Raw genomic sequence first — 12,188 nt, 5'->3', positions numbered from 1 at the left:
TTGTTATAACAATGGTAGCATAAAGGTAGTATTAAATCAATTTATTTAGTTGACAATTTAATTTTATTGCTTTATCATACTACTCAAGAGGTTATTTATGCTACTATTTTGGTATCGCATACTACCCTACTGAAGTTAGGAGGATGAAAATGAACGAAATTGTCGAAGAAAGAAAATTAGCTTTGGTAGAAAGCATGGCTGATATATTACTTGAAGTATTATGTAGACAGGATATTGATACAGACATATTAACAAATTATTGGGGTGGAGAAACTCCAATCGAATTTATACTAAAAAGAGATGAGGATGAGGAATTATGGAACTAAAAGTATTAGTAGGTCTAGAAGAAGTAGCGAATGAAAGTAGTAAATTATTGATTAGAAGCGGGTATAGTGCAAAATCAAGAACAGAGAAACGAGTAGATTATATGAAGAAAGGGATAAAATATGAACTTCCTTTAGGAAAAGAATTAGTTAGTTACATTAAGAAGGAAAAACCAGAGCATTGGAGAAAATGGTTAGAGCAAACAGAAAAATACTTGCAATCAGATAACGATAAGATGCTAAGACCGACAATTGATAGAATAGACTCAAACGACAATTACTGCATAGATAATATTGATTTTTTACCTTTCTATGAACATATTCAAAAAGATAAAGCTATTGGAGTAACTGTATATGACTTTGAAAAGAAAAGCTTTAGAGAGTATCCTTCAATGGCAAGTGTAGGAGAAAAGCTAGGATGTAGTAGAGAGACAATAAGCAAATACAGTAATAGTGGAGTAAAATATCTTAATCGTTATGCTATACAGTCAGAAGGAGACAAGCAAAGCAAACGAAGTAAAAGAATAGAAAGGGTTCAAACCTATGATGTGGTTTCTAATGTTGTATTAAATGAATATGATGAGGCAGGAACGATAATAAGAGAAATACCAGCCCAGATTCATACTACTATGGAATTCCCCAAAATTAAACTTGAGCGTAACCATAATTAGCCACCTATATTAATACTAAGTGAGTCTACTTATAGTGGTAAGTAATGGTTAATAAAATATTTATATTGAGTTAGACAAAGTTTGTAGAGGATGATGAGTATTGAGGGAGTATGACATAACAATAAATGTAGATACATTAATTTTAGTTGCAACATTATCTATTGAAGAAAAGCAGTACCTTAAGAATTATTTTGCATTCAGCAGAGGGAACGATTATTTTTATAGTTCGATAGCCAGTAAAGACCCATTTTTCGTTTTAAATCTAAATCCGAGAAATATGTATTCACTTAAATATTATAATGCAATGTTAATTCTTCAAAATGAAACATTAATCAATATGCCAAAGAGCATTAGAGAGATATTATTTAGCTTTGATTGGAAGATAAAGAGGATTGATATTGCTTTTGATTCTAAAGTGGATTACAGTAAACACGTTTTTTTGAAGCCACATGGAAATACCAAGGTTTATAGTAGGAGTGAATGGAGTGGCTACTATATTGGTTCTAATTATAGTAAGTCTAAGTTAGCTGTCTATGATAGAAACAAGAAAGAACAAGCAAGAAAAAAAGAGATTGAACATGTATATAAAACAAGATTTGAGTTCCGTCTTAGACCTAAAGTTTCATGTGCTCCTTCCATTCATAACATAAATGACGAATTCATTATGAATGAGTTGTCAAAGTACCATGTAATAGAAGATGTTAGGAATATCGGAACAACTCAATGGAATATTAATCGTTTGACTAATTTAAAAAAAGGACTTCATTTAAAACGAGATTACAAAAATAGATGGAGTAGATACGGCAGGAAGGTTCAATGTGAACTGAAAGAAATAGTAAGAGAAGAACGAATACCTTTTGAATTGCTATATCAAGCCAATAAAGGAAGTATATTTAGTTGGTTGAATGATAGAGCAGAGAGCAAATTAGTTGCTACAGTGTAAGTACGATGTATTCAAATAAATTAATTGGTTAAAGAACTTTACGATACGAATGGAGCAGAACATGAAAAATATCTGTTTGTTATTAACAATCATTCGTATCTTCTACGAACTTATTATTCATAATGAAGAATTCTCAAAGAGGGCTGAAAAAGATTGAGTGTATCAAAAACGAATGTTTATGATACAAATCTTTTGTGGAAATAATATTGAATATAAGCTTGTATAAAAAGTGTCAAAAACCGTCTCAAAAACAATGCATCTTTATTTACTTCAAACTACCTTTTTGATACAATTCAAGAAAAAATATGGGGGATAAAGTTTATATGAAAATTGGATATGCGAGGGTAAGCACTCTTGACCAATCTTTAGATTTACAATTAGATGCATTAGAGAAATTAGGGTGTGAAAAGCTATATAAAGAGAAGATAAGCGGTATGAGAGACGATAGACCGCAGTTACAGGAGTTACTTAAATATGCGAGAGAAGGCGATGTCTTGTGTGTTTACAAGCTAGACCGTCTAGGTCGTTCAACAAAAAAATTAATTGAATGGTCAGAAGAACTACAAGAGAGAGGAATTGAATTAGTTAGTATTAGAGACAACATAGACACTACTACAGCAGTCGGTAAGGCTATGTTTAAGATGTTAGCTGTTCTTGCTGAGATGGAGCGGGATTTAATCTCAGAACGAACTAGAGCTGGTTTAGAGAGTGCAAGAGCAAGAGGTCGTGTAGGTGGTAGACCGAAAAAAGATAATAAACTAGTTGAAAAAGCAATGAAACTATATGATACAGAGCAGTATACTGTAAAAGAAATTGAAGAAATTACAGGTGTTTCAAAAGCAACTTTGTATCGTTCGATTAAAAGAAATAAGGAACCAGATTCAGTCTAACACTCACAATTATTGTGGGTGTTTTTTTAATAATGGGGGGATACTTTACAGTATATTTCGTATTTCCAATACTTGTAATGGTCGTAACATTTCGATAGCTAAACCCTAAGAAAGATTTTAAACGATACGAAGAAAAAATATTACAAAATTTAAAATGTTACAATATGTTTATGTTAATATAAAATAAATAGTTCTATAGAAATAGTTTTTAGTATAATACTACTTAAACTTAATCAATTTGTCTTTAAATTGGGAGTGAACAAAGTTGAGTTCAAAGTTAATAAGGTTGGTAGATTTGACAGCTATAAATGCAATAGAATTTTGTGACAATGAGCATAATTATGAAGGGCTAAAAGAAGTAGTTTATGACCATCAATTTCTTGGTACGGTTGAACCGTTTGGGATGCTACTTGTTGGTTCAAAGATTCGAGAGATATTTCATCAGAATCCTGACGTGAGTTTTTCTGATAAAAACTACGAGCACAATGATTATGCTGCACACATGGGATTTTTTCAAAGTATTTATCAAGATTTCGGTAATAAACCAGGCGAAGCAAATGGAAGTACAACTTACGTCCCGATTACTAGATTAGAAGTAAAAGAATTAAGATTAGAATCATATGAAAAAGAAGAGGTTGTTCAAGAAACCATAGAAAGAAAAGCAATAGGGCTGTCAAAGGTTATATCGAGGGGAAATGAAAAATTACAATCTATACTATCTTATTCAATAAGAGAGTTAATGAGAAATATTGTAGAGCATAGTGAGTCGGAATCAATTTGGTTTGCAGGACAATACTGGCCAACAAAGGATAAGGTGGAAATATCTATTTTAGATGAAGGAGTAGGTATTAAACAAGCATTATCGGTCAATCCAAACCTAAAAATAAAAAATGATATTGATGCTATTTTACTTTCAATTGAACCTGGTATATCGGGAAAGGCTTTTAAATACAAAGGTAAGATGAGATTACAAAAAGATACAATTTGGCAAAATTCAGGTTATGGTTTGTATGTTACAAGTAGGATATGTCAGTTAGGTGGGGATTTTCTTATTTGTAGTGGAAGTAAAGCCATAATAATAAAGGATAAAAGGCATCAAATTAAGGAAACTCATTTTAATGGGACAGCAATTAGAATGAGATTAAAAGTGTCTAATATCAACGCAATAAATGAAGATATTATTAAAGAAATAGTTAGTGAGGGTGAAAAGAGTGCAAAGGAAAATTCAGAGAGGTCTATAATAAGCGCTTCTAAAGTATCAAGGATATTAACCGTTACAAATGAATAAAAATAAAGTTTCGTAATATCCAGGCACACTTATTAAACAATACAGGTCAAAAGAATTATAATATAAAAAATATGAGGGGTGTATGTTTTAAGGTGGAAAATATGGTTGATTTAGTAAATGCATATGAGAAACAAAGACCTAAGTATATAGATTTTACTGAGAGAATAGTTCACTTGTTAAAAGAATTACTTAATAATGACGACATTATTATTCATAATATTGAAGGTAGAGCAAAAGAAACCAAAAGTTTTAGAAAAAAAATTATTAGAAAGACTAATAAGTATACCAATCCATTAAATGAAATTACTGATTTATCAGGTATAAGAGTTATTACATATTATCAAGATGATGTTGATATAGTTGAAAGATTAATAAAAAAAGAATTTATAGTTGATAAGAAAAACTCACTTGATAAGGGAGAACTTCTAAAAACTAATGAATTTGGATATAGGTCTGTTCATTACATTCTATCACTTTCAGAAGAACGATTAAAATTACCTGAATGGTCAAAATATAGAGAATTTAAGTTTGAAGTTCAAATTAGGACAGTACTACAGCATGCTTGGGCATCTATTTCACACTCTATTCAATACAAGCATGAAGAAGATGTTCCTGGGGACTTAAAAAGAAAACTCTTTAGGCTAGCGGGTATTTTTGAATTGGCTGATGAAGAATTTATGGATGTTAGAAAAAAGAATAGTGTAATTATGAAAGAAATTAAGAGTACAAGTAAAGAAGAGGTAATGGATTTTGAACTTAATCTTTTAACAATATCTGAATATATCTTTAACTCTCCGAATGTTAGAAGTCTTCTTGAAAATGCGGAGAAGGAAGGATTTAATTATGAGTATTATGAAGCATTTGATGATGAAGATGAATCTGATTCATCTTCTCAATTATTAAGGCTATGTAAAGATTTTGGAATAGAAACAGTAAGAGACTTAGATAGTGTAATTAAGAATAATTTAGCAGAATCTCAAGCAATTTATAGAAATATTATTATTGGGCATGGTGAATGGGAAATTTCACCTTCCTTTGCAGTGATTTTAATATTAGTACATATATATAGAGGATTTATTAAAACTCAAACTCTTGTTGAGCTAGGATGGAGTGAAAGTATAGCAGAAATGGTAATTGAACAATTAGGGAATTACGGTAAATAGTTTTTATAATGGAGTTTTACCTTTTTATTAAGTATTTAACTAGACAAGTGAGCATTATATCTGAAAAAGATATTTTTGAAATTAAGAATCCTTTAAATCAATGAAGAAGAATACCACTCCTTTTAAGGAGTGGTAAATTTTTAAATTTTAATGTAAATATTTTTTTCATATTCTACTTTGTGCTTAGTGTTAATTCGGTGAACCGTACCATAAATAAAAATAAATACAAATTAAGCCATCGAACTAGTACTGTTCCTAGTCTGATGGCTTGTTTCTTGTTTTACTTTTGATGTTAAAAAAACCCTAAAGCAGATATCTAATTTGCATAAGCACGGTTAAGGAGTAAAGAGATTGTTGATTATTGCCACTAGACGCCACGCACCTTCTTCATCTTGTTCGAAAACCAGGTTGAGACTTCTCCAATCCATTCCACTATATTGTTCGGTACCAGCATGATAAAACTCAACAATTTTTGAATCAGGAAAAACCGTTTTTAAATAATTGGTAGGGTCCACTTCTAGATTTTGTGTATCGACAAAGACTTCATCCGATTTAAAGAATCGCTTTACTTGAAGATGCTTGTCGAAATAGTCCGCTGGCGTCAATTGTATTTCCATGTTCGCTTCTCCATAGCCCCACAAATACGTTGCCTCACTTTCTAATAGTGATGGTACCTCATTCTTTTCAAATCTTACTGTATCGTCCATCACAGAAAAATAAGGCGAAAACAGTAAACCTTTCTCAGTGTGTACATGACTGGACAGTACATCCATATCATGGTCATGGATCGCTTGAAGAATCTCTGTAGCTTGTTGCTCGAGCAGGAGGGGATCATACAAATTGTTGTCCTCTTCTTCGCCAGGCGTCTGTTCGATTTCTTGGTCAACGTCCTGATTAATGGGTATAGGATTCTCTCCACTGGATGAGTTTGGATTATCATTTAATAGATTTACGGATAAAATACTAACGATTACGACAGCCGCCGCCGTAACAATCCCTACTTTGGCTTTAATGAGAAAAACTCCTTTTCGTTTTTGTCGGATTTCAGAATCTTCGATGGTGTCCATCACTTGTTGATGGAGGAGAACTTGAGTAGACTGGCTCATGTGATATGACGGAAATTCGTTTAATTTCTCCTGGACATTTTTTAGATTATCCTTCATGAGATTCCCTCCAATTCGGTTCATTTTGTAATGCCTTGACTGCACGATGATAGTTGGTTCGAACTGCGGTTTCTTTGCATCCTAGTATTTGTGCTGTTTCACTCACGGACAATCCTTGAATGCCCCTTAAAATTAGCACATCCCGATATTTCTTTTTTTGCTGATTGATCCTACTGTACAATTCTTGTTTCTCCTCATGGCCTATCAGAATTTGCTCAGGAGAAAATCCGATGTGCTGATCCAAAGTTTCCTCATGGAAAGCCACATTCGTTCGACTGATCTTCGTTTTGTTCTTTCTCGCTTTGTCGATGGCTAGATTACGGGCAATGCTAAAGAGCCAAGTTTTGGGCGTCGCATGGTTTCGGTAGGTGCTCATACCTTTAGCTGCCTTAATAAACACTTCTTGTACGAGATCTTCTACATCACGAGTTCCTGAATAGTAAACTAAAAAATTGAAAACATCTTGGCTATAGAGAAAAAACCAATTGGAAATAATCTCTCTTTCGTTTTGCATTAATTTTGATCCTCCTATATAGGTCTCTGCTTATTAGACGATTTTTATTTCATGATGTGTCAAAAACCTTATCATAAGAAAGTGCGGTTTATAAAGGAGACCACCTGGAACGTTGGTATAACAACGTTCCAGGTGGTCTCCTTTATATTATGCAATTATCAAATCGAACAATGCTGAAGCAAAAGAAAAATATAGAGAAGCCTAAATGAACAAAATTTATCGATTTTTTTAAATATACTACTGTATATGTCGGATTTTGTAGGATTCGATAAGTATCCTGTAAAATACTAATATAAAGCTACCTCCTACGCGTGAAAGCGCTACCAAGTGTAGAGGGAAACTTATTGTTGATGAAAAAATTAAAATTTACTAAGGCATATTAAATTTTTACCGTGCTAATACTAGGATTTATTGTTGGAGTATAAGGATGGTCCTTGTATATCGGCATTAGTTTAGGTTGAGTCTTTTGTGTAAGGAAAGAGTTGCAGTCTTTGGATAAGTAGTAAATCTACAGTGAGACGATTGCAACTCGTCAAAGCATTTTTACCGTGCAGATGGGCTCGGTGTCACATATGTGTTCGAGAGGAAACGAAATTCGAATTATGCAGTGATTAGCTGGCTGCGTTCATTCAGCACATATGCGAAAATGACAAAACGACAAGCTTTAACATATCCAAAGTTAACTAAGATATTGATGATAACGGCTGAACGGTTCGGCTGGGGGAACTTCATCAATGGAGCGGTAAAGGCTTTTTAGAAAGGTGAAGATATATGATCGAACTCAATCAAATTACAACTTTGTTCCTTGCAGTAGCTCTCTATTTGTTTGGAATGGCACTTGTCAACCGCATCGGATTACTTAACCGGTTTCTAATCCCTGCTCCTGTCGTCGGCGGTTTGATATTCGCTACTTTAGCGCTCGTGTTGAAAACTACGGGGATAGTCGAGGTTTCCTTGGATACATCGCTACAGACGCTGTTTATGATCGCCTTCTTTACGACGGTCGGCCTTGGGGCAAGCTTCAAGCTCATCAAACTGGGTGGGAAACTCTTAGTCATCTACTTACTCTTGTGTGGAGTTACGGTGTTCTTGCAGAACGTAATCGGCGTTTCGTTTGCCGGATTGTTTGGAATTGACCCACTATTAGGTGTCATGGCTGGAGCAGTTTCAATGAACGGAGGACATGGCGGTGCTGCGGCATATGGACAGACGATTGAGGACTTGGGCATTTCCTCAGCTTTAACAATTGGGATGGCCGCCGCTACACTTGGACTGATTTGCGGTAGCCTTTCTGGTGGCCCAGTTGCACGGTACCTGATTAAAAAACATGACTTGAAGCCAGCAACAGGTAAAATAGAAGGGTATGTAGAGAAAGATGAGAGACCGATTCAAGAGTGGTCATTCATGGTTCAGGTTGCCCTCATCACGTTCTCGATGGCAGTGGGAACGTATCTAGGTGATTTGTTTACGAATGTGACCGGCTTCGTCCTACCGTCCTATATCGGGGCGATGTTCGTGGCGGTCATTGTCAGGAATCTTGCCGATCGCTTTATAAAGGGCACGGTGAACATGAAGGAGATCAACTTAATCGGTGATGTTTCGCTTGCGATTTTTCTCTCGATGGCACTGATGAGCATCAAGCTATGGGAAGTAGCAGATCTCGCACTACCACTCATCGGCATTATACTCATCCAGGTTATCGTCGTCGTCTTGTATGCCCTCTTTGTGATGTTTCCATTGCTTGGCAAGGATTACGATGCAGCTGTTATGATCTCGGGATTCTTAGGCCACGGGCTGGGAGCAACACCGAACGCAATGGCGAACATGTCCGCGACCGTGAGCAAGTATGGTCCTTCTCGTACGGCTTTCCTAGTCGTGCCAATTGTTGGTGCATTCCTGATCGATGTTGTATTTAGCGCACCAATCATTATCACGACCATTAACTTGTTCAAGTGATTTATTGAAATGACTGTTTTCAGATTAACTATTTCTGATTTAATAAAAAAAGCTTCTAGTCCTTGTCTATCGGCTAGAAGCTTTTTTGTATAGATAAGACTGAGGAAGAAAAAAGTTTTCTTCCAAAAGAGAGAATCCTTACGTCAACAGTATTTTTTATATCCACTAAATACACTTCTCGCACACCTATCAACACCTTCTATATGATAAGTATTAGTAACAGTGAACCGTCTCATAAGTAAATTAGTGAATGATAAGATGCCAATGCCATTTTATATGTGGAATCCATAGAGCTTATTCTAGTACAGCTAGGAAAGTTTTTTTTACACCATGAGATAGATTGGAGATCGTGATAAGGATTCCTTTAGAGTTATTCCAGTATATATGGTGAAATAGAGAGGTAAGTGCTAATATTGTTAATATATTCCCTGTATGAAATGGGGTCATACTATGAAATTCTACTGGTTGTGGATTCTGATAAACATGAGTGTTTGGCCATTTGCTATTGGTTACCTTTTGAAAATGAATAAAGACCTTTTAACTACTAGTATATTTGGGGTTTCATTATACTTTCTGCTCTTTTTTATCGTTCCACTAATCGAAAAAAAGCTATATTTACTGTTTTTACTTTTATGTATGAATAGCATTATTGCAATAGCTATCCTGTTTCCCTTCAATAAAGAGTTTAATCCATTTCTTATCCTTATCATTTCCCTTCTAATAGCAGAGGGATTTTATCGAATGCCGTTTAGATATAGTATAGTTAATGGGATATTTGGAGTATTTGGATTATCGATAACCGTTTTATATAGTAATTTAGCGCCGCTCATCCAATTCCTCATAGCCATATATACAGTTCTGCTTTTCATTGCTTTAATATTTTATATAAAAACAAAGTATCAGTTAATGGACTTAGATGCACGATATCAGAAGATTTTAAGTGGAAGTCGTGACCTAAAGCGAAGAGCGGTTTCGGATGAGGAGTTAGCAAGACAAGAGGAAAGGGCAATGATTGCCCATGAAATACATGATTCAGTTGGTCATAAATTGACAGCACTAATAATGCAGTTAGAAATGTTTCGTTTGCAAATTTCTGAGGACTACAAGGAAAGTGTACAGTCCTTAAAAGAAATAGCTAGTGATAGTCTAGATGAAACACGTAGGGCCGTAAAATCACTCAAGGCAAATGATAGTGGTGGGCTTCCTGGTATTTTACGTTTAATTCGAAAATTAGAACTGGAAAATATGATGCGCATTCATTTTTCTGTAAAATATGGTGCTTTTTCTGCCCCTTTAAACGGTGAACAATCTTTTGTAATTTATCGTACTGTCCAAGAGGCATTAACAAATATAATGAAGCATAGTCAAGTCAAAGAAGCAAATATTCTTTTTGAAGCACCGGGTGGTAGTATTTTTCGTTTTGAAATTAGTAATCTAGTCTCTCAAAAGAGAGGCTATCAAGAAGGATTTGGACTCAGATCCATGAGAGAACGATTAGAAAAATATAATGGTGAATTAAAAGTATATCAAACAGAAGTACAGTTTACAGTTAGTGGTTATATTAAAATGACAAATATAGGTGATAAGCATGATTCGGATACTACTGGTAGAAGATCAAGTAATGGTGAGACAGGGATTAAAAATGATGATTGAAACAGAGCATGAGTATAATGTTACTGGGGAAACAGACAATGGAAAAGAAGCTGTGAAACTATGTGAAAAAATGCAATTTGATATTGCAATACTCGATATTAGGATGCCTATTATGGATGGATTGGAAACAGCAAAGGTCATTCAATCTCGCTGGCCCAATACGAAGATTTTAATGTTAACTACCTTTGATGATGATCATTATGTAATGGAGGCACTTCGTATTGGGGTGAATGGTTACATTTTAAAGAATGGTGATACCAGTTCTTTACTCCGTTCAATCCGTAGTGCATTGAAGGGGGGATTATCGTTGGAAGAGCAAATAGCAGCAAAAGTCGTTCCCCAGTTGATGAAACAGCAGGACACTAAAGAACCAGACTCCACTTTAACCCCAAGGGAACGAGCCATATTAAAATGTATTGGTGATGGACTTAATAATAATGAAATAGCTGAAAGACTAGCTATTTCTGTAGGTACTGTGAAAAATAATACAAGTCAAATTTTAAGTAAATTAGACTTAAGGGATCGTACTCAACTAGCTATTTATGCCATTCGACACAATCTTGTATAAATAATATAAACAAAAGTAATGGATAAATAAATAAGTCGTGACTAGAGACAGTAGTGATACTGTTTCTTTTTTTATATATTGAACTTAACAATCGATAAAGGGGTGCGGATCAATGCTCGAAACAGTGAAGCTTAGTAAAAGTTTTAAAGGTAAAAAGGTTGTAGATGAAATTAATATTTATTTAGATGCAGGAGAATCGGTTGGATTACTCGGACCGAATGGTGCTGGGAAATCAACTACAATTTCAATGATATCATCTTTAATTCGACCTACTTCTGGGGATATCAAGCTTGATGGAAAAAGTACAATAAAAGACCCTTCTGAAATTCGAAAAGTATTAGGAGTTGTGCCGCAGGAAATTGCATTATATGAAGAACTCACGGCATATGAAAATTTGAAATTTTTCGGTCAAACCTATCAAGTGAAAAAAGATATTTTAGAAGGAAGGATTCAAGAAGTGCTAGAAATGGTTGGACTAAAGGAGCGACAAAAGGAACTTATTAAAACATTTTCTGGTGGGATGAAAAGAAGAATAAACATAGCTGCAGCTCTCTTGCATCAACCCAAGATTCTAATTTTAGATGAGCCTACTGTTGGAATTGATCCCCAATCAAGAAACCATATTTTAGAGACTGTTCGAGAATTAAATAAAACCTCTGGTACAACAGTCCTTTATACAAGTCACTACATGGAAGAGGTGGAGCAACTATGTAAGAGGGTTTATATTATGGATCGTGGAAAGATTATCGCTTCTGGTAGTAAGGAAGAATTACTAAGTATTTTATCTACTGAGGATACTATCCAAGTTCAACTTAGCAATAGAAGTGAATCGTTAATTGACACGATTAAATCCTTTTCAAATGTTTTTCAATTGGATGAAACGAATGTAGGACTTCGAATTATCTCTAAAAAGAATAGTAATTTATTAAGTAAGCTAGTACTTGCTTCAGAAAAAGAGGGAATTCAGATCGTTAACTATCAGGTAGAAATTCCAAGTTTAGAGGATGTTTTCTTACACCTTACAGGCAAAACATTGCGGGATTAAGGAGAGATGAA

Annotated in this window: 12 protein-coding genes; 10 read left to right on the top strand and 2 right to left on the bottom strand. The window is 34.5% G+C overall.

Features of this window, described 5'->3' with window-relative positions:
* Positions 1 to 149: 149 nt before the first annotated feature.
* The 6 genes from MKY60_RS20880 to MKY60_RS20855 all read left to right on the top strand — a co-directional run bounded on the left by MKY60_RS20880 (position 150) and on the right by MKY60_RS20855 (position 5,278).
* Positions 150 to 326 carry a hypothetical protein gene (locus tag MKY60_RS20880; protein WP_340931036.1) on the top strand — a complete coding sequence of 59 codons (177 nt, stop codon included), beginning with the start codon at positions 150 to 152 and terminating at the stop codon, positions 324 to 326.
* On the top strand, positions 317 to 994 hold the full coding sequence (locus MKY60_RS20875) for an NUMOD1 domain-containing DNA-binding protein (protein ID WP_340931035.1): 678 nt from the start codon (positions 317 to 319) through the stop codon (positions 992 to 994). The genes MKY60_RS20880 and MKY60_RS20875 overlap by 10 nt, the downstream gene beginning before the upstream one ends.
* A 100-nt stretch (positions 995 to 1,094) precedes the next feature.
* Positions 1,095 to 1,937 (top strand): hypothetical protein, encoded by an 843-nt coding sequence (locus tag MKY60_RS20870; RefSeq protein ID WP_340931034.1) that lies wholly within the window; start codon positions 1,095 to 1,097, stop codon positions 1,935 to 1,937.
* Positions 1,938 to 2,260: 323 nt separating this feature from the next.
* Positions 2,261 to 2,827, top strand: a complete 567-nt coding sequence (locus MKY60_RS20865) for a recombinase family protein (protein WP_340931032.1) — start codon at positions 2,261 to 2,263, stop codon at positions 2,825 to 2,827.
* A 265-nt stretch (positions 2,828 to 3,092) separates the two neighbouring features.
* Complete coding sequence (locus tag MKY60_RS20860) at positions 3,093 to 4,115, top strand: ATP-binding protein (protein ID WP_340931031.1); 1,023 nt, start codon at positions 3,093 to 3,095, stop codon at positions 4,113 to 4,115.
* 101 nt (positions 4,116 to 4,216) lie between these two features.
* Positions 4,217 to 5,278, top strand: coding sequence for a GTP pyrophosphokinase (locus tag MKY60_RS20855; protein WP_340931030.1), 1,062 nt, complete (start codon positions 4,217 to 4,219; stop codon positions 5,276 to 5,278).
* Positions 5,279 to 5,613: 335 nt separating this feature from the next.
* Here the strand turns inward: MKY60_RS20855 and MKY60_RS20850 are convergent, their stop codons facing one another.
* Positions 5,614 to 6,441: a hypothetical protein gene (locus MKY60_RS20850; RefSeq protein WP_340880744.1), complete on the bottom strand. Its 828-nt coding sequence runs from the start codon at positions 6,439 to 6,441 to the stop codon at positions 5,614 to 5,616.
* Positions 6,431 to 6,955, bottom strand: a complete 525-nt coding sequence (locus tag MKY60_RS20845) for an RNA polymerase sigma factor (protein WP_093495549.1) — start codon at positions 6,953 to 6,955, stop codon at positions 6,431 to 6,433. The genes MKY60_RS20850 and MKY60_RS20845 overlap by 11 nt, the downstream gene beginning before the upstream one ends.
* Before the next feature lie 771 nt (positions 6,956 to 7,726).
* Between MKY60_RS20845 and gltS the strand changes: the two genes are divergently transcribed.
* From gltS to MKY60_RS20825, 4 genes are all read left to right on the top strand, one after another.
* Positions 7,727 to 8,911 carry a sodium/glutamate symporter gene (gene gltS, locus MKY60_RS20840; RefSeq protein ID WP_340931029.1) on the top strand — a complete coding sequence of 395 codons (1,185 nt, stop codon included), beginning with the start codon at positions 7,727 to 7,729 and terminating at the stop codon, positions 8,909 to 8,911.
* Positions 8,912 to 9,361: 450 nt separating this feature from the next.
* Positions 9,362 to 10,564, top strand: coding sequence for a sensor histidine kinase (locus tag MKY60_RS20835; RefSeq protein ID WP_093495547.1), 1,203 nt, complete (start codon positions 9,362 to 9,364; stop codon positions 10,562 to 10,564).
* Positions 10,500 to 11,132 (top strand): response regulator, encoded by a 633-nt coding sequence (locus MKY60_RS20830; RefSeq protein WP_093495546.1) that lies wholly within the window; start codon positions 10,500 to 10,502, stop codon positions 11,130 to 11,132. Before MKY60_RS20835 ends, MKY60_RS20830 begins: the two co-directional genes overlap by 65 nt.
* Before the next feature lie 112 nt (positions 11,133 to 11,244).
* Positions 11,245 to 12,177, top strand: a complete 933-nt coding sequence (locus MKY60_RS20825) for an ABC transporter ATP-binding protein (protein WP_093495545.1) — start codon at positions 11,245 to 11,247, stop codon at positions 12,175 to 12,177.
* Positions 12,178 to 12,188: the final 11 nt, after the last annotated feature.

This window comes from Psychrobacillus sp. FSL K6-1415 (assembly GCF_038003185.1).
In the GTDB taxonomy this organism is placed as follows: domain Bacteria; phylum Bacillota; class Bacilli; order Bacillales_A; family Planococcaceae; genus Psychrobacillus; species Psychrobacillus psychrodurans.
The sequence above is the reverse complement of the archived record's forward strand: the minus strand, read 5'-3'. Positions and strand labels throughout refer to the sequence as shown.